The organism is Gordonia abscondita (assembly GCF_032711245.1).
GTDB lineage: Bacteria > Actinomycetota > Actinomycetes > Mycobacteriales > Mycobacteriaceae > Gordonia.
Genome location: NZ_CP128986.1, coordinates 2,624,145 through 2,648,779, shown reverse-complemented (window position 1 = coordinate 2,648,779; position 24,635 = coordinate 2,624,145). Strand labels below are relative to the sequence as shown.

The following is a 24,635-nucleotide window of genomic DNA, read 5'->3' as shown; positions in this document are numbered from 1 at the left end:
ACACACGGTGACAACGGTGTGGGTCAAGCCGAACGCCAAGATTCATTCATAACATCAGGGGCCGACAAAACCGTTCGTGCACGAGTTTGCCGACGCCCGTCGGCGTGTCGTCGGGCGCTGGTTAGAGTGGATCCCTGTGAATGTGACCGTACTCGTCGGAGGCGTCGGCGGCGCCCGTTTCCTGCAGGGCGCACGCGAGCTGTTCGGTGTCACCGAGTTCCCTGCCAGCGCCCCGTCGCCGGACTCGGTGACCGCGATCGTCAACGTCGGCGACGACGCGTGGATGCACGGCGTCCGCATCTGTCCGGACCTCGACACCTGCATGTATACCCTCGGCGGCGGCATCGACCCGGAACGAGGGTGGGGTCACCGGAACGAGACGTGGAACGCCAAAGAGGAACTCGCGGCGTACGGCGCCGACCCGGACTGGTTCGGCCTCGGCGACCGAGATCTCGCCACTCACCTGATCCGCACCCAGATGCTCGACGCCGGATTCACGCTGGCAGACATCACCGCCGCTTTGTGCAAACGCTGGCAGCCCGGGGTCCGACTGCTGCCGGTGACCGACGACCGCCACGAGACGCACGTGGTCGTCGACAATCCGGGCGGTGAACCCGGCGAGAGGGTCGCGATCCACTTTCAGGAGTGGTGGGTCCGGCATCGCGCCCAGATCCCGACCCACGGCTTCGCGCAGGTCGGCAGCGATGCCGCCAAGCCCGCCCCCGGGGTTCTCGACGCCATCGCCGATGCCGACGTCGTGCTCCTCGCACCGTCGAACCCGGTGGTGTCGATCGGCGCGATCACTAGCGTCCCCGGCATCCGCGCGGCGCTGCGCGCCACCTCCGCTCCGGTCGTCGGCGTCAGCCCGGTGATCGACGATAAGCCGTTGCGCGGCATGGCAGATGAATGTCTGTCGGTGATTGGCGTTGAGACGTCCGCCCAAGCGATCGCCGCCCATTTCGGCGCGCGGTCGGGAAATGGGCTCCTCGACGGCTGGCTGATCGCCGACGGCGATCACGCCGAGGTCGACGGCATCAAGATCGGGTCCGCCCCGCTCCTGATGACCGATCCGGCGACGACCGCCGACATGATCCGCGCGGCGCTCGCGTTGGTCGGAATGCAGGCCCCGTGAGCGGCCCCGACACCGAGGCTTCCGGCACCCGGGATCGAAGAACCCAAGACCACAGGGCAGCTGACGGACTCCGCATCCTCCCGGTGACCGGGCTCGGCGAGTTCGGGCCCGGCAGCGACCTCGCCGCTGCGATCACGGCAGCGGCGCCGTGGCTAGCCGACGGCGACGTGCTGGTCGTGACGAGCAAGATCTTCTCGAAGACCGAAGGCCGGATGATCGACGCCCCGACCGACCCGGATGAGCGGGACGCGTTCCGCCGCAAGCTGATCGACGACGAAACCGTCCGGGTCGTCGCCAAGCGCAACCGAACGTTGATCACCGCGAACCGCAACGGACTGGTGCAGGCCGCGGCGGGCGTCGACGGCTCCAACGTCCGCACCGATCAGATCGCCCTGCTGCCCGTCGACCCGGACGCGAGCGCCGCCCGGCTACGCGTCGCGCTTGCCGCGCGCGGACTCGATGTAGCCGTCATCGTCACCGACACGATGGGGCGCGCGTGGCGTACCGGGCAGACCGATGTGGCGATCGGGGCCGCAGGCATCGCCGTCAGCCATGCGTACGACGGCATCGACGACACGTACGGCAACACGTTGATCGTCACCGACATCGCGGTCGCCGACGAAATCGCGGCGGCCGCGGACCTGGTGAAGGGCAAGCTCGACGGCGTCCCGGTCGCGGTAGTACGCGGATGGCGTTCCGTCGACGACGGGTCGACGGCCCGCGATCTGGTCCGCGATCTCGACGACGACATGTTCCGGCTCGGTGTCGAAGAGGCGATCGACCAGGGTCGGCGGGAGGCGATCCTGACACGACGATCCGTGCGATCGTTCGCCGACGAGACAGTGCCCGAAGACGTGATGGCCGCGGCATTCGCCGACGCGCTCACCGCGCCTGCCCCGCATCACACGCACCCGGTCCGCTTTCTCTGGTTGCGTGACCCCGCTCGCCGACGCGCGCTGCTCGATGCGATGAGCGAGGCGTGGCGCGCCGACCTCGACCGTGATGAGAAGACCGACGAGTCGATAGCCAAACGGGTCGCACGCGGTCAGATTCTTTACGACGCACCGGAGTTGGTGATTCCGGTGATGACCGGCGACGGCATGCACACCTACTCCGACGATCGCCGTAACGCGTGCGAGACGACGATGTTCACCGTCGCCGGAGGGGCCGCCGTCTCGGGCCTTCTGGTCGGGCTGTCGGTCCGCGGCGTCGGCAGCTGTTGGGTCGGTTCCACGATCTTCGCGGCGTCCACCGTCCGCGATGTGCTCGACCTGCCCGAGCAATGGCTGCCGTTGGGCGCGGTCGCGATCGGCTATCCCGCCACCGAGTCCGGGCTCCGTGCGCCCGCCGCGACCGACGGGCTGGTCATCGAACTGTGAGCATCACCGACGCGACCCGTGCCGTTCTCGACGGTTGGCACCCACCCGATCCGGAACAGGATGCGCTGCGGCACACCATGCTGGCGTTCATCGACGCGACACCGGGCCCCTGCCTGCGCGAGTGCGTCCCCGGACATGTCACGGGTTCGGTCATGGTCTTCGACGCGACCCTGCGCCACGTCCTGCTGACCCTGCATCCCCGCGTGGGGAAATGGATCCAGCTCGGTGGACACTGCGAACCCGGCGACACCAGCGTCGCCGCGGCGGCCCTGCGCGAAGGACTCGAGGAGTCAGGGCTCGATTCGCTGCGACTGTCGGACGGCCCGGTGCATCTGCACACGCATCCGATCACGTGCTCGCTCGGAGTTCCGACGCGCCACCTGGACGTTCGGTACGCGGCCGTCGCCGACCGCACCGCGGACGGCTCGCTGCCCAACATCATCCGCAGCGACGAATCCGTCGACTTGGCGTGGTGGCCGGTCGACGACCTACCCTCCGACATCGACGCCGACACGATCCCCGCCCTCATCGAACTAGGCTCCGCCGCGCTGGCCAGTTTGCCCGATTGCCCACCGCGGTAACTAGTCCACCTGTTCGTTCTTCCCGACGCAGACGACACCGCCCGCGCTGACCTGGAAGCGCTCCCGGTCGTGGGCGAGGTCCACGCCGAGCTGACCGTCGTCGGCGACGGTCACGTTCTTGTCGAGGATGGCGTTGCGCACCACAGCGTTCTTCCCGACGCGGACCCCGGGCATCAGGACGCTGCCCTGCACGACCGAGCCTTCGCCGACGACGACGTCGTTCGACAGCACCGAGTTGTGGACGGTGCCGCCGGCGACGATGCAGCCCGCGCCGACCATCGAGTCGTTCGCGGACCCGCCTTTCAGGAACTTCGCGGGCGGCAGGTGGCTCGTCGCGCCGCGGATCGGCCACCGCTGGTTGTACAGGTTGAACACGGGATTCTCCGAGATGAGATCCATGTGGGCCTCGTAGAACGAGTCGATGGTCCCGACGTCGCGCCAATACCCCTTGTCGCGCGGTGTCTCACCGGGGATCGCATTGTCGTCGAAGTCGTAGACGTACGCTTCCGCGGTCCGCACGAACGCCGGAATGATGTCGCCGCCCATGTCATGGTCCGAGTCGGGATCGGCGGCGTCGCGTTTGAGTGCCTCGACGAGCTTGTCGGTCGTGAATACGTAGTTGCCCATCGACGCATACGTGACATCCGGGTCGTCGGGGGTGCCCGGCGGGTCGCTCGGCTTCTCGACGAACGCCGTGATCTTGTTGTCGTCGGCGGAATCGATACAGCCGAACGCGAATGCTTCCTTGCGCGGTACGCGGATGCCCGCGACGGTCACGGCGGCGCCGGACGCTATGTGTGCCTGCACCATCTGCGACGGATCCATCCGGTACACGTGGTCGGCCCCGAAGACGACGATGTAGTCGGGCTTCTCGTCGTCGATCAGATTCATCGATTGGAAGATCGCATCGGCGCTGCCGGTGTACCAGCGCGGACCGAGTCGCTGCTGCGCGGGCACCGGCGTGATGTACTCGCCGTGGAATCCCGAGACCCACCAGTGCTGCGAGATGTGCCGGTCCAACGAATGCGACTTGTACTGGGTCAGCACGCACAGGCGCTCATACCCGCCGTTGACCAGGTTCGACAGCACGAAGTCGATGAGCCGGTACGAGCCGCCGAACGGCACCGCGGGCTTCGCCCGGTCCATCGTCAGCGGATACAGGCGTTTACCCTCTCCGCCGGCGAGGACGATTCCGAGCACGTGCGGTTGTGATCTCACCGTTCAAACATATCGGCACCGGAGCAAAGCGACCACCCGACCGCCCCAAACGGCCAACTGACAGTGCAGAGTTCAGCGTCGACGCGCGAGCGTGACCGTCACATCGAGCGTCGCGGTCACGGCACCGTCCGAAGCGAGCGCGGCCGCCGCCGTCAGCAGTTCCTCGCGCGTCCGGTGAAACCCCGCGGGGCCCATTCCGGCGACATCGGCGAGCAGATCCGGCGGGAGGTCGAGGGAGGCGACGACCCGTTCGGTGTCCGCGATATCGAAGTCCGGGCTCAAGTCGGCGTCGAGGCGATCGGCTTTGCCGCCGCCGACACGCAGCATGCCCATGGGTTCGACGATCTCCGCGAGGTGGCCGGAGTTCGGAGTGACGATCACCCAGTGACCGCCCGGCATGAGGATGCGAGTCGTCTCGGCGACGTTGCGCGGCGCGAACACCGACAGCACCGTCGACGCGGTACCGGTCAGGATCGGGATCGACGCCCAGAGGTCGGCGATGACAGACACGACTCGCGGGTGCGCACGAGCTGCGGCCCGCGCGCATGATTTCGACAGATCGATGTTCACCCCGACGGCGTCGCCGCGACCGGCGTCGAGCACTGCGGTGAGATACGAGCCCGCGCCGCCACCTGCATCGACGACGACGCCATCAGCCGAGCGGTCTCGACTCGACTGCGTCACCGCCGCTGCGACTGCCTTCTGGATCGACGTGTACAGTCCGCCGTCGAACACTCTGATGCGGGCCGCGACCATTCCCGACGTGTCGGAACGGTGCGCGGTCCCTTTCCCGTCGAGCAGGGACACATAGCCTTGCCGGGCGAGGTCGAAGCGATGGCCCGCCGGGCAACCCAGAACTCGCTCCGATGCTTCGAGAGCACCCTGACAAACGGGGCAGGCGAGGTGTGCGGCCGCGAACAGCTCCGTTCGCCCCGTCACTCCGTTCGCCCTGTCACTCCGTTCGCCCTGTCACTCCGTTCGCCCCGTCACTCCGTTCCCACTGTCAGGCAGTGACCGCGCGGAGAGCCTCGCCGAGTGCACCGGCCTCTTCGTCGTTCAGCTCAACGACGAGTCGTCCGCCGCCGTCGATCGGAATACGAACGACGATCCCGCGACCTTCCTTGACAGCTTCCATCGGTCCGTCGCCCATCCGTGGCTTCATCGCCGCCATGCCCGTGCTCCCTCCAACGCTTCAATGACTGGTTCCATGATACGTGCAGCGTATACGCGGCACGTCGTCAGCACCGGCCGAACTTACTCAGCCGTCAGTCTCGCGCACCTGAACGGTCGGCATAGCACCGGTATCGGCTACCTCGCGGCCGGACAGTTCGTGGACCACGTCGCGGAGTTCGTCGATCTCGCGCGCCAACTTCTCCAGCGCCCAGTCGACTTCGACGGCACGGTAACCGCGGAAGCTCTGCGCGAAGACGAGACTGCGCACGTCGTCACCGCTGATCCCCGCCCGGGGCAGCCGAGTGAGGGTGGTTCCAGATTCGATCGGCGGCAGATCCTCGCCGCGTCCGAAGACGAACCACACCAGTGCGAAGATCAGCGCGACCAATACGGCCACGCCGATCACATACAGTCCGATGATCGCCACGGTTCTAGCCTAACGCCGCCGACCGCAGGACGCTCGGATCGAGGTCCGCGATGGGTGGGCGCTCGTCACGCATCAACGCTGTGGTGCGCGGCGCGAATCCGCCGGTGTCGTCGGGTAGGAATTGGGTGAGGCCGACGCCGGAGTCGTCGATCCCGCAGCGATCGAGGAGGGTCGCGACGATCTGCCTGCTCATCACGGCGAGATCGCGGAGCGGCCGGTTCCGGTGTTGCCGGACACCGAGGTTGACCTGCCCGATGCCGGTGAGCCCGTAGCGGTCGTAGGTGTCGACGAGCAGTCCGATTTCGACACCGTACCCGGGCGCGAATCGCACCGACGTGAGGAGTTCACGGGTGCCCGCGTACTCGCCGCCGAGCGGTTGCAGCACCTCCCCCAGATCCGGTTTGAGCGCCGTGAGTAGCGGGCGGGCGAGGAGTTCGGTGACCCGTCCGCCCCCGGACGCGTCGTGGCTGGCGCCGGTCGTCAGCGGTCGTCGATAGTAGCCCTTGACGAGGTGGATGCTCGGCTCGGCGAGCAGCGGGCCGAGCATTTTCGGCACGAACATCGGGTCCGGGTCGATGAGGTCGGTGTCGACGAATGCGACGAGGTCGCCGGTCGTCGCCGCCAGCGACCGCCACAGCGCTTCCCCTTTGCCCGGTTGCGGCGCGATCCCGGGGATCGCTTCTTCACGGGTGACGACCCGAGCGCCGGCCGCGCGCGCACGCTCCGCGGTCCGATCGGTGCAACCGGAGTCGACGACGACGAGTTCGTCGACGAGTGACCCGAGTAGCGGCGTGATCGACGCGATGACCTCGGCGACCGTGCCCTCTTCATTCAACGCGGGCAACACCACCGAGACGGTCCGACCGGCTTTAGCGGCGACGAGTTCGTCGACGCTCCACTCCGGGTGATCCCACGTGTGGGTGTGCGACCAGCGGGCCTCCCCTTCTCCGCGGTCGGTCCAGGCAACGTTCATGCGAGGCCCCGCACCGTGCGCGACGGCGGTCGAGTTCCCGCGATCGAGGCAATCATGTCGACTGCCCGACGTGTGTCGGCGACTTCGTGGACACGGAATACGCGGGCCCCGCGCGATGCCGCGAACGCTGTGGCGGCGAGCGTTCCGGCCACCCGCTCGGACAGTTCAACACCGAGGGTCTCGCCGATGAAGTCTTTGTTCGACAAAGCCATCAGTACCGGCCAGCCGGTGTCGACGAGTCTGTCGACATTCCGCAGCAACGCGAGTCCGTGATGGGTGTTCTTACCGAAGTCGTGTGTCGGGTCGATGAGGATGCCGTCTTCGCGGACGCCGGCTTCTCTGGCCCGCGCCGCGGCCCCGGTGACCTCCGCGACGACGTCGTCGACGATGTCGTCGTAGGCAACCCGGTGCGGTCTGGTCCGGACGCGCGCGCCGCCGGTGTGCGAGCACACGATGCCCGCGCCGGCCTCTGCTGCGACGCCGACGACACCCGAGTCGACTCCGGCCCACGTGTCGTTGATGATGTCGGCTCCGGCGTCGCATGCGGCCGAGGCGACTTCGCTGCGCCAGGTGTCGACGCTGATCAGCAGGTCGGGATGCATCGACCGGATCCACGCGATGAGTGGAACCACCCGCTGCGCTTCGGCTGCGGCGTCGACGGGCTCTCCCGGTCCTGCCTTCACTCCACCGATGTCGACGATGTCCGCTCCGTCGGCGACGACCGTGTCGACGCGAGCTTTTGCCGCGTCGTCGGAGAAGGTGGCGCCGCGGTCATAGAACGAGTCGGGCGTCCGGTTGACGATCGCCATGACGAGGGCTCGGTCGGTGGCGACAGGTCGACCAGCAAGGGTCGACCGGGCCAGTCCGGCCGTCGGGTCAAGGCTCACGGATTCACCCTACGGGGACGGGTGCCATCGCTCAGCGCGGGGCCTTGGCGGCCGCTACGTCGGCTGAGTATTCAGCGTAGAAAGGCACGTAGCCGTCCTGACGCCCCTTGAGCACCCATACCTCGTCGTCGCCGACATCGGTGTAGGCCTCCTCACGCAGCTCCACTTTGCGGTTCTTGAACGTCGACGTGACCTCGAATTCGGGAACGAAGCGAACGAACAGGGGCACCGCGTATGCGGGCAGGTTGGCGTACAGGCGGTCGGCGAGTCGCTTCGGATCCGGGTCCGCCTCGCCGGAACGCGTGACCGCCACCATGCCTGCACGGCCGTCGCATCCGGGGACCTCGACACCGTAGGCGACGGCGCCGCCGATCGCGTCGTCGCCGGCCACCGCGCCCTCTACCTCGGTGGTCGCGACGTTCTCGCCCTTCCAACGGAAGGTGTCGCCGAGCCGGTCGACGAACGCGATGTGCAGGAACCCGAGCTCGCGGACCAGGTCACCGGAATTGAAGTAGGAGTCACCGGACTTAAACGCGTCTCGGATGACCTTCTTCTCGGTTTCGGCCGGATCGGTGTATCCATCGAGCGGGATGCGGTTGGTGATCTCGGAGATCAGCAGTCCGGGGACGCCCTTGCTCACCGGTGTCAGCCGCCCCTGCGCGTTGCGCTTCGGTGTGCCGTCGCCGTTGTACTCGACGACCTTGTACGGGAGCGGACAGAATCCGACGGTCTTCTTGACTCCGAAAACATTAACGAACGCGAGGTTCGATTCGCTCGCCGCGTAGAACTCGACGATGCGGTCGATGCCGAAGCGTTCGGAGAACTCGTCCCAGATCTCCGGGCGCAGACCGTTGCCGACGATCACCCGGACCGAGTGTTGGCGGTCGACCGCGCGGGGAGGTTGTGCCAGCAGGTACCGGCAGAGTTCGCCGATGTACGAGAACGCGGTCGCCCGGTTCTCGATGATCTCGTCCCAGAACTTCGATGCCGAGAACTGCTTGCTGAGTGCGATGCAGGCACCGCTGGCGAGCACCGAGCCGAGGGACACCGAGACCGCGTTGTTGTGGTAGAGCGGCAACGCGACGTACATGGTGTCCGACGGCCGCAGACGCACCGACATCCCGCCGATTCCGCCGCTGTTCGAGAGCCAACGGTTATGGCTCATCACACTGGCCTTGGGCAGGCCGGTGGTGCCGGAAGTGAAGATGTAGAACGCGGGGGTCGACGCCGGGAGGGTCGCGGTGACTGCCGGGTCGGCCGTCGACTTACCTTCGGCTGCCGCATCGAGAGCCGCGAAGTCGAGGACGTGCTCGGGATGCACGCCCGTGCTCATCGAGTCGAACGCTTCGCCGCATTCGGGGTCCCAGATCAGGGCTTTGGCGCCGAGCAGCGACATGCTGTGGTCGATGACGTCGCCGCGCTGGTTGTAGTTGATCATTCCGGCGACGGCTCCGAGTTTGAGCGTCGCGAGGATCATCAGCAGATCGGTCGGGTTGTTCTTCGACAGGATCGCGACGATGTCGCCGACACCGACACCGCGTTCGGTGAGGACGGCCGCGTACCGGTTGACGATGCGATTGCATTCGCCGTACGACGACGATTTGCCGTACCACCGGAGGAACGGACGGTCGGGGTGGGCGGCCGCGTGCTTGGCGAACACCTGACCGATCGAGTTCTTGGTCTCCCCCTTGCGGAAAACCATGCCCGGCGCGTGTCGTGCCATCGATGGGAGGTCCGGCGCCAGCGTGGCGACACCCTTGAGGATGTCAGTGAGCCCGACCTTCGTTGGCGCTGCATTCATGATTTCTCCACTCTCCGCACCGACATGTGAATGCCGCCACCCTACCGCCGAGTCAGTTGCGCGATCGCGTCGGCTGCCGTCTCTACGACGATGAGCCGGTCAAGCGCATACTCGGAGACGAATCCGCGGGTCTGCAGAACGCGGAGCCAGTCGAGCAGCGGATCGTAGAAGCCGTCGAGGTTGACGATGACGACCGGCTTGTCGTGCTCGCCGAGGTAGCCCCCGGTCCAGGTCTCGAAGAACTCTTCAAGCGTCCCGATCCCACCCGGAAGCGTGACGAACCCGTCGGAGAGCTCTTCCATGAGCCGTTTGCGTTCACGCATCGTGTCGGTGACGATCAGCTCATCGGCGTCGAGGTCGGCGACTTCTTTGGCCATCAGATGTTCTGGGATGACGCCGATGGTGCGTCCACCCGCGCTACGGGTGGCGCGCGCGATGCTGCCCATCATCGAGATATTGCCGCCGCCGGACACCAGCGACAGCCCGGCTTGTGCCAACCCGGTTCCGAGGTCGACGGCAAGCCGCAGATATTCCTCGTCGACCGGGCCGGACGCGCAGTACACACAGATCGCGGGCTGGTCCGCGCTCATGAACGAACCGCCTTGTCGCACACGGCTTGGACGGCTTCAGCCGGAGTGTCGACGAGCGTCACGAGGTCGAGGTCTTCCGGAGATATCTTGCCTTCGTCGGCGAGGGTGGTCCTGATCCAGTTGACGAGCGGCCCCCAGAATTCGCGTCCGACGAGGACAATCGGGAACTTCAGAACCTTGCCGGTCTGGACGAGGGTCAGCGCCTCGGACAGTTCGTCGAGCGTGCCGAAACCGCCGGGCAGACAGACGAACGCCTGCGCGTACTTGACGAACATCGTCTTGCGGACGAAGAAGTAGCGGAAGTTCATACCCAGGGTCAGGTACGGGTTCATGTGCTGTTCGAACGGCAATTCGATGTTCAGGCCGATCGACGGTGCGCCAGCCTCGTATGCGCCTTTATTGGTCGCCTCCATCGCGCCGGGACCGCCGCCGGTGATCACGGCGAATCCGGCCTCGCCGAGGAGCCTGCCCAGTTCGACGGCCCGCTCGTAGCCGGGCGAGCCCGGCTCGTCGCGCGCGGACCCGAACACGGTGACCGCTTCGGCGACGTTCTCGAGCGCGTCGAACCCGGATACGAACTCCGACTGGATACGCAGCACTCGCCACGAGTCGCGGACCGTGCGGTGCGCCGCGAGCGTTGGATCGCGCGGGTCGACCCACTCGAGCAGACCACGATCGGTCGGCACCTGTTCGGCGTCGCCGGGCAACCTCACCTGCGCCGCGCCGACGTGTCGAACCTGCACGTCCACGTGGGGGATGTCACCGGGACTAGCCTGCGGCTCGCGCGCATCGTCTGCCATGGCGCAAACGGTACCAACCGCAGCGACACTCGCGGCGCACCTCCCGCACGCGCCCCAGGCACCACTTTCCGATCGAGTCGGGTCACATCAGCGCGACACGACCTCGAACACCGGCATCCCCGGCGCAGCGGCGAGAATCTGCGCGTCCGTCGAGTCCGGAGCGAGTCCTTCGTCGAACGCCGCAACCTGCCATGCCCAGCGGGTCAGGTAGGCGCGGATCAGTTCGGGTTTGTGGACGTCGTCGAGTTCGACGAGGGACACCGACTCCCTGCGACGTCCGCGGCGCAATGTCACTTCGCCGCCTGCGCGCACGTTGCGCACCCATTGGGTCCGCCCCCGTGCGGACACGAGATACCGCGCACCGTCGACGTCCAAGACGTTGACCGGGGTGGTCCGCAACTCGCCGCTCACCCGGCCGGGGACCTGGAGGTCGTAGCACCCGCGCGGCGCGAATCCGACGCGCGCCAGAGCACCCATCAACGCGTTCGTCGCGGTGACGAGCATCCCGGTTGGCGCGATGTAGCGCGCGGTCGGCTTCGTGTTCTCGGTCATGTCAGTTCTCCCAGGTGTCGAGTGTTCGAGTGATTCAGAAGTCTCGGTACGGCGGCACGATCACCGCGATGCGATCATCGTCCCAATTATTTCGAGAACAGCGTTCTCGTTTTCAGAGTAAGGCGACCCCCGCAATAAGTCAAGAACACCGTTCACTAATTTCTGGGACGCGTCACCTCGAACATGCGACCATGGAGCCGATGACCACTGATGACACCTCCGGCATCCGGGCCCGCAAACGTGCAGACATCGAAGCCGACCTCCGCGACGTCGGTCGCAGACACCTCGCCGAGCACGGTGCGGCGGCGCTATCGTTGCGCGCCGTCGCGCGAGACATGGGCCGGACGCCGTCGTCGCTGTACCGCTACGTCCGCAACCGTGACGACCTGCTCACCGTCCTGATCGTCGACGCGTACGACGACCTCGGTGATGCCCTGGACGCCGCCGTCGCCGACCGGTCCGCGCCTCGATCACAGTTCGAGGCGTTCGCGAATGCGTTGCGCGCGTGGGCACTCGCCCATCCGAGCGAGTACGCGCTCCTGTACGGATCACCGGTCCCCGGCTACCACGCACCCCGAGGCACGACCGTGCGCGCCGGAACGCGGCCGATCCTGACGTTCGGCGCGATCGCCACAGTCTCCGACGTTCCCGTAGTCGACGGCACACACGCACCACGACAACGCGCCGCCGCTGCCGCCCTATCGGCAGCCGCAGCCTCCGACGAAGTCGCTGGACTCGCCCTCACCCCGGACACACTCACACGAACACTCGCCGTCTGGAATCTTCTCCTCGGATCGATCACGTCGGAGCTGTTCGAGCAGATGGGCACGGTCACCGACCGGCCCGACGACGTGTGGGCTGGGATCGTCGACCTCGGGTGCGGGTTGCTGTTCGGGTGATGACTCGACGTGGCCTCAGCGCGAGAGGTAGGCCCGCAGCGTCTGAGTGACGGTAGTGATCTGTTCGACGGGCACCCGCTCATCGACGCGGTGAGCCAGGCTCGGGTCGCCGGGCCCGAAATTCACGGCAGGGATGCCCAGGGCCGCGAACCGCGAGACATCGGTCCAGCCGTACTTCGCCCGGAACCTGCCGTGCGCCGCCTCTACGAGCGCCGCGGCCGCGGGATGCGCAAGACCAGGCAGCGCGCCAGCCGCCGAATCGGTGATCTCCGCGGTCACCGCACCCGAGGCGAGGTCTGCGGCGAACACCTCACGGACGTGAGCGAACGCCTGCTCGGGACTGCGGTCCGGTGCGAACCGGAAGTTGACGTCGACATACGCGTCGTCGGGGATCACATTGCCCGCGACACCGCCGTGCACGGCCACTGCCGACAGGCCTTCGCGGTACTCGCAGCCGTCGATGTCGACGCGCCGCGGCTCATATGCGTCGAGCGTCGTGAGGAGACCGCCGATCTTGTGAATCGCGTTGTCGCCCATCCACGCTCGCGCCGAGTGAGCACGCGTCCCGTTCGCCGTGAACCGGACGCGGAGCGTCCCCTGGCATCCCGCTTCGATCAGACCCGCGGTGGGTTCGCCAAGGATCGCGACGTCGCCGACCAGCCAGTCAGGCAATTCTCGCTCAACGGCCCCGAGACCATTGAACTCGGCGGCGATCTCCTCGCAGTCGTAGAAGATCAATGTGATGTCGTGGGCCGGGTCGTCCAACGTGGCGGCCAGGTGCAGGAAGACGGCGTCGCCGGACTTCATGTCGACGGTTCCGCAACCGTGCAGGACGTCGCCCTCGTCGTCGGTCACGGTGCGCCTCGACGGCACGTTGTCTACGATCGGCACGGTGTCGAGGTGTCCGGCGAGGATCACCCGAGAGTTGAGCCCGCGATCGGTGCGCGCCAGGACACAGTTCCCGTGGCGGACCACCTCGAAACCGGTCGTCTGCTCGCGGAGCGCCCGTTCGACAACGTCCGCGATCAACGCCTCGTCCCGGCTCACGCTCGGAATGTCGACGAGGGCGGCGGTCAGATCGATCGGGTCGGCGGACAGATTCAGACTCGGAGTGCTCACAGTGCACCATCGTAGGCGGCGCCGAGCGCCGGGGACGGCTCCGCCGTCAGGTCCCCCGGTTAGACTTACTGTCGTGACTATTCAAGGTGCTGCTGCCATTGGAATCGCCACCGTGTGGGAGAACGACGGCCGAACTGCCGTCCTCGACACGTGGTACCCGACCCCCGAACTCGACGCGGCCCCCGGCGCCACGAGGTCGACCGAGCTGACCGGCGATGACATCCCCGTCGACCTCCGTCCGCTCGTCGGTGTCGACGAGGCCCGCAATGTCAAGACGATCGCAGTGAAGACCGTGATCGCCGACCTGTCGGCCGCACCGGTCGACGCCCACGACGTTTACCTTCGCCTGCACCTGCTCTCGCACTGCCTCGTCCAGCCGCACGGCCTCAGCCTCGAAGGCCAGTTCAGCTTCCTGGCGAACGTCGTCTGGACCAACTTCGGCCCCTGCGCCGTCGACGGCTTCGAACAGACTCGCCTACGTCTGCGCGCCCGCGGCCACGTCACGGTCACGTCGATCGACAAGTTCCCGCGGATGGTCGACTACGTCTCCCCCGCCGGAGTCCGGATCGGTGATGCCGACCGCGTCCGCCTCGGTGCGCATCTGTCCCCCGGCACCACCGTCATGCACGAAGGTTTCGTCAACTTCAATGCTGGCACTCTCGGCACGTCGATGGTCGAAGGCCGTATCTCCGCGGGCGTCGTCGTCGGCGACGGCTCCGACATCGGCGGCGGCGCATCCACCATGGGCACCCTCTCCGGCGGCGGCAAGGAGATCATCGCCATCGGCAAGCGGTGCCTGCTCGGCGCGAACGCCGGCTGCGGCATCCCGCTCGGGGACGACTGCGTCGTCGAAGCCGGCCTCTACATCACCGCGGGCACCAAGGTGATCGGCCCGGACGGCTCGATCGTCAAGGCACGTGAACTGGCGGGACGCTCGAACCTGCTGTTCCGGCGGAACAGCGTCACCGGCGCCGTCGAGGTGACCGCCAAAGAGGGCGACGGCATCGAGCTCAACGAGGCTCTGCACGCCAACAACTGACTAACAGCGGCAAAGATCGACCCGCTCACCGGCCTCCGAGGACCTATTGTCCGCGAGCCGCTGTGAGCGGGTCGATTTCTGCAGTTCCCAGTCGGTTGCCGGCAAGACTGCAAGGTGTCGCTCAGTCATATGAAAGGCCTAGGCACTCGGTACATTTCGTCCCACATACACACAACATGATGTGAACTCCTGTTCCCGAAACTGTGAGGACGATATGCCCAGTCATCCGCCGCCACCGGCTCAACCGCCGACCGGACACACCTCAGACGGCGAGCCACGGCCCCCGCGACGCATCAGTCAGTCCCGTCATCCGATCACACCCAGCCGACCGCCCGTGCCATGGTGGAAGAATCCGCTGGTGCTGCTCTCGATCGGCCTGGTGGCGCTTCTCATTCTGGCCGTCATCCTGATCGCGACGAGCTGCAGCGATGCCACCGAACAACCGAGCAGTTCCCCGGACTCGACAACACGGAGGGCGAGCTCCGACGCGGCTCTTGCTGCCGAGTCGATTCAGCCCAGCACTACTACGCGACCCTGACGATGCGGCTCGTCGAAGACGACCAGGTGCCCGACTCCGAACACGTCTCCGAGTCAGCGAAGGCGGGCGACAGCAGCGTCGACCCGTTCGTCAGTGGCGGTCAACGCCATCCGGACGTGCTTCGAACCGGCGGGACCGTAGAAATCGCCCGGGGCGACGAGGATTCCGCGCGAAGCAAACCAGTCGAGCGTCTCACGCGAATCGTCACCACGCGAGATCCACAGATACAGACCGGCTTCCGAGTGGTCGACGGCGAATCCGGCGGCCTGCACCGCGGCCTTCAACTTATCGCGGCGCACGCGGTAGCGTTCCCGCTGCGCATCGACGTGGACGTCGTCGTTCAACGCGGCGACAGTCGCCGCCTGGATCGGGAACGGCACAATCATGCCAGCGTGCTTACGGACGGCGAGCAACTCGGCGATCAAACCGCGGTCACCTGCGAGGAATCCAGCGCGATACGAAGCAAGGTTCGACACCTTCGACAGCGAATGGACCGCGACCAAACCGGTGTGGTCGCCGCCGCACACCTCCGGATGCAGCACCGATAAGGCCGAACCCTCCCACGTCAAACCCAGATAACACTCGTCCGATACCACGATGCTGCCGTGCTCACGCGCCCACACGACGACGCGACGCAAATGCTCGGACGACGTGACCGCACCGGTCGGATTCGACGGGCTGTTCAGAAAGATCAGCGTCGGCACGCCGTCACCGTAGTCGGCGATCCGATCAGCTCGACGCGGCGTCGCACCCGCCAGAAGCGCGCCGACCTCGTACGTCGGGTAAGCGACCTCCGGGATCACGACGGTATCGCCCGCAGGCACGCCGAGCTGCGCCGGCAGACCCGCGATCGCCTCCTTCGTGCCGATGACCGGCAGAATCGACGACTCATCGAGCCCAGAGACGCCGAACCTGCGGGCGAGCGCACCCACCGCAGCTTCACGCAACGCGAGCGTCCCGACCGTCGCCGGGTAGCCCGGGAACTCCGACGACGCGGCGAGAGCGTCACGGATCAACGGGTCCACGGGATCCATCGGAGTCCCCACCGACAGGTCGACAATCCCGTCAGCATGCGACGCAGCCGTCCTCTTCGCCCCGGCGATCGTGTCCCACGGAAAATCCGGGAGTCCAGCGCTAACCGGTCGCAGGCGGTTCACAGTCGAATCAGTCCTCTTCGCCCATCGGCGGCAAGTTCTTGATGAACGGCGGATCGTACGGCGTCTTCCCGACCTTGCTCGCGCCCCCCGGCGATCCCAACTCGTCGAAGAAGTCGACGTTCGCACTCACATACGGTTCCCACTCATCGGGCACGTCGTCCTCGTAGAAGATGGCCTCGACCGGACAGACCGGCTCGCACGCACCGCAATCGACGCACTCGTCGGGCTGGATGTACAGCATCCGGCCGCCTTCGTAGATGCAGTCGACCGGACACTCCTCGACACAAGCACGGTCCAGGACATCAACACACGGCTCCGCGATGATGTAAGTCACGTCGCTTCTCCTTCTCGTTCTCCGCGACGACACGAGGGCTGATCGCATCGTCTACGCATGTCGCGGCGGCATCGCAGCCGCACCGATACAGACTATCGGGACCGAACTCCGCCGCCCGAATCAGCGCACCCTGACCTGGGCTGATTTTTGCTCACATACCGGAATCGCCAGGAAATCAACCCAGACCGACGCTCAACATGGGAGCCGGAGCCGGACGATAGTCGGTCAACCGCTGGCGCGGCGTCCGCCCGATTCCCGCGACGATGTCATGCAACTCCTCGACCGTCTTCTCCGAACCGTGCTGACTGCCCGCCATCCGCGAGATGGTCTCCTCCATCAAAGTTCCACCGAGATCGTTCGCGCCGCCACGGAGCATCGCCCGAGTGCCGTCAACGCCGAGCTTGACCCAACTCGTCTGAATGTTGTCGATGCGGCCATGCAGCATGACGCGAGACAACGCGTGCGCGGCCCGGTTGTCTCGCTGTGTCGGTCCGGGCCGCGAAGCCCCGGCCAGATACAGCGGCGACGACTGGTGCACGAACGGCAACAAGACGAACTCGGTGAATCCGCCAGTGCGGTCCTGGATCCCGCGCAACACATTCAAGTGGCCGACCCAGTGCCGCGGCGAATCCACGTGCCCGTACATCATCGTCGAACTCGACGGCAGACCCACCTCGTGCGCCGTCGTAACCACATCGATCCACGCCGATGTCGGCAACTTGCCCTTCGTGAGAATCCAGCGGACCTCATCGTCGAGGATCTCCGCGGCCGTGCCGGGGATCGAGTCGAGCCCCGCCTCGCGCAACGCCGTCAGCCAGTCACGAACCGATTCGCCACCACGCGACGCACCGTTGACGACCTCCATCGGGCTGAACGCGTGCACATGCATCGATGGCACCCGCGCCTTGATGGCACGCACCAGATCCGCATAACCGGTCACCGGCAGTTCGGGATCGATACCGCCTTGCATACAGATCTCGGTCGCCCCCGCGACGTGCGCCTCCCACGCACGATCGCCGACCTCCGTCGTCGACAACGTGAACGCGTCGTCGTCGCCCTTACGTTGAGCGAACGCACAAAACCGGCAGCCCGTATAACAGATGTTCGTGAAATTGATATTCCGGTTCACCACATAGGTGACGTCGTCGCCAACGACGTCCTGACGGATCGAATCGGCCAACGCCGCAAGGGCATCCAGACCTGGGCCGTCGGCAGTCGCGAGTGCGAGGTACTCGTCGTCCGAGAGCCCAGCCGGATCCTTCTCAGCATGACGCAGCGCCGACGCGAGATCCGACTGTAAACGCTCGGGCCCGCTCGCTTCGCTCCCGGCGCCCAGCTGATCGGGCCCGCTCGCTTCGCTCCCGGCGCCCAGCGCGAGCACCTGCTCCCGGATCGTGTCCCAATCGCCGAACGCGTTGTCCATGTCGCTGCGCGTATCCGTATTGCGACCATCGGTGTCGATCTCCGTGTTCAAGTCAACCCGGCCGCTCGACGCCCACTCCTCGTCCGGCTCCTGCCACGGCATCCCCTCGGGGCGCACGTCGACGGCGAGACCTGTGACCGGATCGGTGACGGCGGCGACATGCCGCGCGATACGCGGGTCGATCCACGGTGACCCCGCGAGCACATAGCGAGGCTGCGCCGCCGACCGTTCGGTGAGCGTGTAACCGGTCGACGCCGTGATCTCCGCGAGCGAATCCAAGTTAGGCCACGGACGTTCCGGATTCACATGGTCCGGCGTCAACGGCGAGACGCCGCCCCAGTCGTCGACGCCTGCCGCAATCAGTGCTCGACACTCGTCGGCCGACACCAGGTTCGGCGGGGCCTGGATCCGCATCCGCGGGCCCATCACGAGCCGTGCCACGGCCACCGCAGCCAAGAACTCCGACATCTCCGCATCGGGCGACGCGCCCATCGCCGTATCGGGTTTCGCCCGGAAGTTCTGCACGATGACTTCCTGGATGTGGCCGAACGCCTTGTGCGCCTTACGGATCATGAAGATGGACTCGGCACGCTCGGTCAACGTCTCGCCGATGCCGACGAGGATGCCCGTCGTGAACGGCACCGACAGACGGCCAGCATCGGTCAAGACGCGTTCACGGACCACCGGATCTTTGTCGGGGCTCCCGTAGTGACATTCGCCCTTATCAGTGAACAAACGGCGCGCACTCGTCTCCAACATCATGCCCATGCTCGGAGCCACCGGCTTCAGACGGTTGATCTCCTCCCAACTCATGACACCAGGATTCAAATGAGGCAGTAACCCGGTCTCCTCCAACACACGGATCGACGCCGCACGGACATAGTCGAGCGTCGAATCGTAGCCGCGCTCATCAAGCCACTGCGCGGCCTCCGGCCACCGCTCCTCCGGACGATCACCCAGCGTGAACAGTGCTTCCTTGCACCCGAGCGCAGCTCCGTCCCGCGCGATCGCAACGACCTCGTCGAGCTCCAAGAACATGCCGCGGCCCTCACGCTTGAGCTTGCCCGGCACCGTCACAAACGTGCAGTAATGGCATCGGTCGCGACACAGATGGGTCAACGGGATGAAGACCTTGCGCGAGTACGTCACCTGTTTCGCTCGCCACTCCGCCTCGAGGCCCGCGTCGCGTACCCGCGACGCGGCCTCGAACAGAGTAGTCAAGTCGTCGCCGCGTGCGGCCAACAAGACCGCCGCCTCGTCGACATTGAGCGCGGTCGCGTCGGACGCTCGGCGCAGCGCGCGCCTCATCGCCGACGGCGAAGGAGCCGAGACTCCGGTTGCCGATTCAGAAGACGTCACCTGTTCGATGGTAGACACGAGTTCCCGAGCGCGTATTTCGGGCGGGGTCTCGACCGGCGGAACGCCCGACCGAGGGGAGTGGCTACAGGTTGTTCAGGCGGGACATGTAGGTCGCGGCAGCGGGGACGCCGAGCCCGCAGAGAAGCAGGAGGAGCACCCGCCAGTCGCCGATGAGAGGGCCGTTGCCGTTGATCCCCGGAACGGCAGCGACGAGGACAACCGCCGTCCACACGATGAGCGGCGCATACCGCCACGACGACTCGGTGATCGCCGACGTGAGACGCAGCAGCAACGTCGTGCCGATCGCTGCGACGATCACCGTGAACGGGACCGGCACCGCGCCGATCCGGACGTTCAGGAAGAACACCGTCAGAATGGCGAGCACGAAACCGCATCCGGTGAGGACGCCGAGTTCGACCCGTTCGCCCACGCTCATCGGAGCCCCTCGAACAGGTCGGTTTCGACACCGTCGACGCGCGGGCCCGCATCCGTACGGATGAAGTGTTCGACCGGCGACACCGGTTGCGCGATGAGATTCGACAGCGCGTACACGGTCCGCGTCGGCGCGACGATCACCTGGGTGGCGTGCGCGGCGAGCGCTGCGACCTTACGGCCGAGCACTCCGGAGATGTCGATGGAAGCCGTGATCTCGTCATCCGGATAGCTGGGCAGATCCCCCGGCTCCGGCATCCGCCAGCCGACCGGCAACTCGCCGATCGCGGCGAGGCCCGCGTCGAGCGTCGAACGCCGCGACACCGACTCGTACACCTTGCGCGGGAACCCGGTCTGCGCCACCGACTCGGCAATCGCCGCCACCGAGACCTCGTGAACCCGCTTGTGGTCGGGATGACCGTACGTGCCTGCCTCATCGTAGGTGATCACAACGTGGGGCTCGAACGCGTCGATCTCGGTGCGCAGCGCTGCCACGAGATCAGCGATCGGCGCCTGAAACAATGCGCGCCGATGCTCGGCCGACGGCGTTCCCGCCATCCCCGAGTCGCGCCACCTGCCCGCTCCCCCGAGGAATCGCGGCTCCGGCGGCGTCGCCCCGTCCGGCGTCATCGCTTCCAGCGCCGCAGTGAGCTCGCCGATCCGGAATCCGCCCAGTTGGTCGGCTCCGCCGTCCGCGACGAGCTGCGCCCACCGATCACCGATCACCTCGCCTTCCTCCCCCAAGGTGAACGTGACGACGCGGACATCGACGCCCTCGGCGAGGTAGTGAGCGATGACTCCGCCGGTCATGATCGATTCGTCGTCCGGATGCGCGTGCAGAAGTAGCAGACGTGGCCGCTGGCCGCCGGTCACCGCAGACCCCAGCGGACGGCATCGCCGAACACGCCGACCTGCGGCGCGCCGCCAAGCGAGACGCCGACGACCTTGTCGGTGGCCGCACCGAACACCGAATCCTGATAGATGGGCAGATATACGGCCTGATCAGCCAGCACAGTCTCCGCGCGGGCCAAGTACTGTTCCGGGTCGTCCGAACTCATCGCTTCGGTAGCGAGCGATATGAGGTCTGGGTCGCACAACCCCGAGATGTTCCCGGTATACGAACTGTGGTTGCCTCCCGCCGGAGCCCGACTCGTCGACGAGGTGCTCGGTTTCGTCGGCAGAACGCTCTCATCGGCGTCGCCGTCGTCGTCGGACTCCTCCGTGTGCTCGCCGGCCTCAGTGCCCGCCGTCGGCGGTTCACAGCCCACTTGGGACGCGAGCGACGTCGCCGGATCGCCGCCCAACCCGGTCCAGCCGACTACCAGATCGACTCGTGCGTTGAGCAGCGCCGCTCCGTACAGTTCAGTGTTCGACATTCCCTGCACCACCGCACGGACACCGGACGCCCGGAGCTGGTCGGCGATAGTTTCGGCCGACGACATGATCTGCTCGTCCGAATTGACCGCACCGATCCGCACCACCAGGTCATCGCCGTCCTTAGTGATCGGGGCGACCCCGGACGGCAGCCCTGGGACATCGCTCGGCGCAGGCGTCGTGGTCGTGGGAGACGACTCACCGGACGTCGACGGCGCGGGAGGCGGTTCGGGAGCGGGTACGCCGGGACGATAACCGGCCGACGCCAACAACTCCAGCACCTCGTGCGGCGAAGGTCGATCGCGATCGACCGCACGGTAGCCGTAGTTGGACGGGGCGTACACGGTATTCGCGAACGGCGTCACCACCGTGTCGCCGGCCGCCGCGGCACGGATGAGTCCGCCGTCGAGCATGCCGAGGACCGCTCGACGCACCGGGAGTGACGTCATCGTCTGCGACCGCGCGTTGATGTTGACGGTCAGGCCGCGAGTCATCGGACGGCGCGTTGTCGTGACTCCGGGAATGGCACCGACTTCGGCGGCGGACGCCGGGCCCGCAGTCAACGACACCATCGTCGAATCGCCGTTGCGGATGGTCTGCGCCATCTGCGGCGCGGTACCCGCACGACGCAAAACGACCTGGTCGATTTCGGGTGGTTTCCGCCAATAGCGGTCGTTGCGGATCAACCGGACCTCGTCTCGCGACCGGTCGATCGAATAGATCGAAAAGGGACCCGCCGTTACCGGCTTCCCCTTGTCCAGCCCCGTCTGGAAACCCGTCTGCTCGGACCGGAGGCTGTGGCTCGGCAGCAGCGACGTGAAGAGTTCACGCCACGCCGCATACGGCTGAGCGAAGGTCACGGTGACGACTTTGCCGCCGCTGCCGGTCTCCACCTTCTTGACGGCACGGTAGCCCGCGGCGCCGACGACATTCGGCTGCCGCGACATCTGCTGCCACAGGTAGGCGAAGTCGTCGCCGGTCACCGGTAGACCGTCCGACCATTGCGCATCGTCGACGATCTTGTAAGTCACTTCGAACGGATCAGTCGAAGTGACCTCCGCCGACGTGAGCAGTGCGTCGTTCCGTTGCCACTGGACGCCGTCGGCCGTCTGCACCGGCAGGAACGCACTCGGCAGCGTCAGCGCGGCGACGGCCGTCGTCACCGAGCCGAGGTCCGACCCGATGTGCGGATTGAACCCCGACCCGATGGAGTCGGTCGCCACGTACACGGTGCGTTCGTCCGGGTACTCGTTCGGCGTCGTCGTCGGGAGCGTCTCCCGGACCGGTGGCGGCGGATCGGCCATACACGCGGTCGAACCGAACCCGACGACGCCGACCACGGCCAGCGCTGCTACGCGTCGCAGACCTGCAAAACGCAGCACCGCACCTCCCGTGCCGGACATTCACGCACCTTCCGATTCGAACCCTGACCGATTTACGAGCTCTGGTCGCGTGCCTTCGCGCGCGAACGCTCACGCGCACGCGTCGACGCATCCAGGTGCAGCTTACGCACGCGGACCACTTCGGGCGTCACCTCGACGCACTCGTCGGCGGCACAGAACTCCATCGCGGCTTCGAGGTCGAGGACCATCGGCTTGGCGAGCGTCTCCATGACATCGGCCGACGACTGACGCATGTTGGTCAGCTTCTTCTCGCGTGTGACGTTGATGTCGAGGTCTTCCATGCGGGGGTTGATCCCCACGACCTGACCCTCGTAGGTGTCGTCACCGGGGTCGACGAAGAACGTGCCGCGGTCGGCGAGCTGGATCATCGCGAACGGGGTCACGCTGCCTGCACGGTCGGAGACGAGTGACCCGGTGTGGCGGGCCCGAATCTCGCCGGCCCACGGGCCGTACTGAGCGAACACGGCGTTGGCGATGCCGGTGCCGCGCGTCTCGGTCATGAAGTCGGTGCGGAAACCGATGAGACCGCGTGAGGGCACCTCGAACTCCATGCGGACCCAGCCGCTGCCGTGGTTGTTCATCTGATCCATGCGACCCTTGCGGGCGGCCAGCAGCTGAGTGACCGCGCCCAGGTATTCCTCGGGCACGTCGATCGTCAGGTGCTCGAACGGCTCATGCGTCTTGCCGTCGACCTTGCGAGTGACGACCTGCGGCTTGCCGACGGTCAGTTCGAAGCCTTCGCGACGCATCTGCTCGACGAGGATGGCGAGCGCGAGTTCACCGCGGGCCTGAACCTCCCACGAGTCGGGGCGGCCGATGTCCTGCACACGGAGCGAGACGTTACCGATGAGCTCGCTGTCGAGCCGGTCCTTGACCATGCGCGAGGTCAGCTTGTGCCCCTTCACGCGGCCGGCGAGCGGCGCGGTGTTGGTGCCGACGATCGCCGAGATGGCGGGTTCGTCAACCGAGATGCGCGGTAGCGGCACCGGGTTCTCCGGGTCGGCGAGAGTGTCGCCGATCATGATCTCCGCCATGCCTGCGACGGCGACGATGTCACCGGCGACAGCGACGTCGGCGGGCGCACGATCCACGCCGAGGGTCACCAGGAGTTCGGTGATCTTGGCCTTCTCGACGACCGGTTCGCCGTCGACGTCGCGGCACCACGACACCTGCTGCCCCTTGCGGAGGGTGCCGTTGTGGATGCGAACCAGGCCCAGTCGACCGAGGAACGGCGACGCGTCGAGGTTGGTGACGTGCGCCTGCAGCGGTGCGTCGACGTCGCCCTTCGGTGCGGGAACACTGTTGATCAGCACATCGAAGAGCGGGTCGAGGTTCTCGCCTGCGGGCACCTCGCCGTTGGCGGGCTGCTCGGTGCTGGCGATCCCTGCACGACCGGACGCGAACAGGACCGGAAGCTCCAGTGCGAGTTCGGCGGCTTCGGCGGCTTCGTCGTCGAGGTCGGACGCCAAGTCGAGGAGAAGGTCCTGCGACTCGGTGACGATGTCACCGATGCGTGCGTCAGGGCGGTCGGTCTTGTTGACGACCAGGATCACCGGCAGCGATGCGGCCAGCGCCTTACGGAGCACGAAGCGGGTCTGCGGCAGCGGACCCTCCGACGCGTCGACGAGGAGGACGACACCGTCGACCATCGACAGCGCCCGCTCGACCTCGCCACCGAAGTCGGCGTGACCCGGGGTGTCGATGACGTTGATGACGTACTCGGAACCATCTGGCTGGCGGCGGTGCACGGCGGTGTTCTTCGCGAGAATGGTGATGCCCTTCTCGCGTTCGAGGTCACCGGAGTCCATGACGCGGTCGACGAGTTCGGCTCGTTCACCGAACACACCGGACTGACGCAGCATCGCGTCGACCAAGGTGGTCTTGCCGTGGTCGACGTGCGCCACGATCGCGACGTTGCGGAAGTTGGGGACTGCGCTCACTAAGGTCTCTTTCATCGGGCCCGGACTTTTAACCCTGTAAGGGTAGCGGCACGGTCCCGTCGGAAGCGATTTCAAGGTTAGGACGATGTAGTTAGGCTGAGCTAA

General features: G+C 66.5%; 23 protein-coding genes. 5 read left to right on the top strand and 18 right to left on the bottom strand.

The genetic code is table 11. From position 1 onward, the window contains the following. The first annotated feature begins 136 nt into the window (after positions 1–136). From cofD to MP11Mi_RS12490, 3 genes are read left to right on the top strand one after another with little or no spacing between them, the layout of a single operon-like run. Positions 137–1,132, top strand: a complete 996-nt coding sequence (cofD, locus tag MP11Mi_RS12500) for a 2-phospho-L-lactate transferase (protein ID WP_420039238.1) — start codon at positions 137–139, stop codon at positions 1,130–1,132. Continuing rightward, entirely contained in the window at positions 1,129–2,511 is a 1,383-nt protein-coding gene (locus MP11Mi_RS12495) for a coenzyme F420-0:L-glutamate ligase (RefSeq protein WP_420039237.1), read from the top strand. Before cofD ends, MP11Mi_RS12495 begins: the two co-directional genes overlap by 4 nt. After that, positions 2,508–3,092 (top strand): NUDIX hydrolase, encoded by a 585-nt coding sequence (locus MP11Mi_RS12490; RefSeq protein WP_420039236.1) that lies wholly within the window; start codon positions 2,508–2,510, stop codon positions 3,090–3,092. Before MP11Mi_RS12495 ends, MP11Mi_RS12490 begins: the two co-directional genes overlap by 4 nt. Here MP11Mi_RS12490 and glgC read toward each other — a convergent pair whose 3' ends face one another. From glgC to MP11Mi_RS12440, 10 genes are all read right to left on the bottom strand, one after another. Further along, a complete protein-coding gene (gene glgC, locus MP11Mi_RS12485; protein WP_420039235.1) occupies positions 3,093–4,310 on the bottom strand; it encodes a glucose-1-phosphate adenylyltransferase in 1,218 nt (405 codons plus the stop codon). It lies immediately after the preceding gene. Between the two features lie 72 nt (positions 4,311–4,382). Beyond that, positions 4,383–5,249, bottom strand: a complete 867-nt coding sequence (locus MP11Mi_RS12480) for a putative RNA methyltransferase (RefSeq protein ID WP_420039234.1) — start codon at positions 5,247–5,249, stop codon at positions 4,383–4,385. A 64-nt stretch (positions 5,250–5,313) separates the two neighbouring features. Further along, positions 5,314–5,481, bottom strand: coding sequence for a DUF3117 domain-containing protein (locus tag MP11Mi_RS12475; protein ID WP_420039233.1), 168 nt, complete (start codon positions 5,479–5,481; stop codon positions 5,314–5,316). A gap of 87 nt (positions 5,482–5,568) precedes the next feature. Beyond that, positions 5,569–5,910, bottom strand: coding sequence for a DivIVA domain-containing protein (locus MP11Mi_RS12470; RefSeq protein WP_420039232.1), 342 nt, complete (start codon positions 5,908–5,910; stop codon positions 5,569–5,571). Between the two features lie 4 nt (positions 5,911–5,914). Then, positions 5,915–6,883, bottom strand: a complete 969-nt coding sequence (locus tag MP11Mi_RS12465) for a glucosyl-3-phosphoglycerate synthase (protein ID WP_420039231.1) — start codon at positions 6,881–6,883, stop codon at positions 5,915–5,917. Then, positions 6,880–7,692, bottom strand: a complete 813-nt coding sequence (gene folP, locus MP11Mi_RS12460; protein ID WP_420042087.1) for a dihydropteroate synthase — start codon at positions 7,690–7,692, stop codon at positions 6,880–6,882. Before folP ends, MP11Mi_RS12465 begins: the two co-directional genes overlap by 4 nt. Before the next feature lie 109 nt (positions 7,693–7,801). Continuing rightward, complete coding sequence (locus tag MP11Mi_RS12455) at positions 7,802–9,571, bottom strand: long-chain-acyl-CoA synthetase (protein WP_420039230.1); 1,770 nt, start codon at positions 9,569–9,571, stop codon at positions 7,802–7,804. Positions 9,572–9,612: 41 nt separating this feature from the next. Continuing rightward, positions 9,613–10,161, bottom strand: a complete 549-nt coding sequence (locus MP11Mi_RS12450; protein WP_420039229.1) for an LOG family protein — start codon at positions 10,159–10,161, stop codon at positions 9,613–9,615. Further along, positions 10,158–10,961, bottom strand: coding sequence for an LOG family protein (locus MP11Mi_RS12445; RefSeq protein WP_420039228.1), 804 nt, complete (start codon positions 10,959–10,961; stop codon positions 10,158–10,160). The genes MP11Mi_RS12450 and MP11Mi_RS12445 overlap by 4 nt, the downstream gene beginning before the upstream one ends. Positions 10,962–11,048: 87 nt before the next feature. Further along, on the bottom strand, positions 11,049–11,513 hold the full coding sequence (locus tag MP11Mi_RS12440) for a nitroreductase family deazaflavin-dependent oxidoreductase (RefSeq protein ID WP_420039227.1): 465 nt from the start codon (positions 11,511–11,513) through the stop codon (positions 11,049–11,051). Between the two features lie 200 nt (positions 11,514–11,713). On the opposite strand from MP11Mi_RS12440, the gene MP11Mi_RS12435 reads away from it, so the two are divergent. Beyond that, the gene (locus MP11Mi_RS12435) at positions 11,714–12,412 is read left to right on the top strand and encodes a TetR/AcrR family transcriptional regulator (RefSeq protein WP_420039226.1); all 699 of its coding nucleotides are present in this window, start codon (positions 11,714–11,716) and stop codon (positions 12,410–12,412) included. 15 nt (positions 12,413–12,427) lie between these two features. Here the strand turns inward: MP11Mi_RS12435 and dapE are convergent, their stop codons facing one another. After that, positions 12,428–13,531: a succinyl-diaminopimelate desuccinylase gene (dapE, locus tag MP11Mi_RS12430; RefSeq protein ID WP_420039225.1), complete on the bottom strand. Its 1,104-nt coding sequence runs from the start codon at positions 13,529–13,531 to the stop codon at positions 12,428–12,430. Between the two features lie 73 nt (positions 13,532–13,604). On the opposite strand from dapE, the gene dapD reads away from it, so the two are divergent. After that, a complete protein-coding gene (gene dapD / locus MP11Mi_RS12425) occupies positions 13,605–14,570 on the top strand; it encodes a 2,3,4,5-tetrahydropyridine-2,6-dicarboxylate N-succinyltransferase (RefSeq protein ID WP_420039224.1) in 966 nt (321 codons plus the stop codon). 591 nt (positions 14,571–15,161) lie between these two features. Here dapD and dapC read toward each other — a convergent pair. The 7 genes from dapC to typA all read right to left on the bottom strand — a co-directional run bounded on the left by dapC (position 15,162) and on the right by typA (position 24,530). After that, entirely contained in the window at positions 15,162–16,265 is a 1,104-nt protein-coding gene (gene dapC, locus MP11Mi_RS12420; RefSeq protein WP_420039223.1) for a succinyldiaminopimelate transaminase, read from the bottom strand. Between the two features lie 7 nt (positions 16,266–16,272). Further along, complete coding sequence (gene fdxA / locus MP11Mi_RS12415; RefSeq protein ID WP_236999276.1) at positions 16,273–16,599, bottom strand: ferredoxin; 327 nt, start codon at positions 16,597–16,599, stop codon at positions 16,273–16,275. Between the two features lie 175 nt (positions 16,600–16,774). Continuing rightward, positions 16,775–19,381 (bottom strand): bifunctional FO biosynthesis protein CofGH, encoded by a 2,607-nt coding sequence (locus MP11Mi_RS12410; protein WP_420039222.1) that lies wholly within the window; start codon positions 19,379–19,381, stop codon positions 16,775–16,777. 82 nt (positions 19,382–19,463) lie between these two features. Next, positions 19,464–19,817, bottom strand: a complete 354-nt coding sequence (locus MP11Mi_RS12405; RefSeq protein WP_420039221.1) for a hypothetical protein — start codon at positions 19,815–19,817, stop codon at positions 19,464–19,466. Continuing rightward, positions 19,814–20,686, bottom strand: coding sequence for an N-acetyl-1-D-myo-inositol-2-amino-2-deoxy-alpha-D-glucopyranoside deacetylase (gene mshB, locus MP11Mi_RS12400; protein WP_420039220.1), 873 nt, complete (start codon positions 20,684–20,686; stop codon positions 19,814–19,816). Before mshB ends, MP11Mi_RS12405 begins: the two co-directional genes overlap by 4 nt. Beyond that, entirely contained in the window at positions 20,683–22,590 is a 1,908-nt protein-coding gene (locus MP11Mi_RS12395; protein WP_420039219.1) for an ABC transporter family substrate-binding protein, read from the bottom strand. The genes mshB and MP11Mi_RS12395 overlap by 4 nt, the downstream gene beginning before the upstream one ends. 32 nt (positions 22,591–22,622) lie before the next feature. Then, a complete protein-coding gene (gene typA / locus MP11Mi_RS12390; RefSeq protein WP_420039217.1) occupies positions 22,623–24,530 on the bottom strand; it encodes a translational GTPase TypA in 1,908 nt (635 codons plus the stop codon). Positions 24,531–24,635: the final 105 nt, after the last annotated feature.

Bases quoted from the DNA above. Each gene is read 5' to 3' on its own strand.
- MP11Mi_RS12475 (WP_420039233.1), bottom strand. From the start codon at position 5,481: ATGGCGGCGATGAAGCCACGGATGGGCGACGGACCGATGGAAGCTGTC.
- MP11Mi_RS12465 (WP_420039231.1), bottom strand. From the start codon at position 6,883: ATGAACGTTGCCTGGACCGACCGCGGAGAAGGGGAGGCCCGCTGGTCG.
- folP (WP_420042087.1), bottom strand. From the start codon at position 7,692: ATGGCGATCGTCAACCGGACGCCCGACTCGTTCTATGACCGCGGCGCC.
- MP11Mi_RS12455 (WP_420039230.1), bottom strand. From the start codon at position 9,571: ATGAATGCAGCGCCAACGAAGGTCGGGCTCACTGACATCCTCAAGGGT.
- MP11Mi_RS12450 (WP_420039229.1), bottom strand. From the start codon at position 10,161: ATGAGCGCGGACCAGCCCGCGATCTGTGTGTACTGCGCGTCCGGCCCG.
- MP11Mi_RS12445 (WP_420039228.1), bottom strand. From the start codon at position 10,961: ATGGCAGACGATGCGCGCGAGCCGCAGGCTAGTCCCGGTGACATCCCC.
- MP11Mi_RS12440 (WP_420039227.1), bottom strand. From the start codon at position 11,513: ATGACCGAGAACACGAAGCCGACCGCGCGCTACATCGCGCCAACCGGG.
- MP11Mi_RS12435 (WP_420039226.1), top strand. From the start codon at position 11,714: ATGACCACTGATGACACCTCCGGCATCCGGGCCCGCAAACGTGCAGAC.
- MP11Mi_RS12405 (WP_420039221.1), bottom strand. From the start codon at position 19,817: ATGAGCGTGGGCGAACGGGTCGAACTCGGCGTCCTCACCGGATGCGGT.
- MP11Mi_RS12395 (WP_420039219.1), bottom strand. From the start codon at position 22,590: ATGTCCGGCACGGGAGGTGCGGTGCTGCGTTTTGCAGGTCTGCGACGC.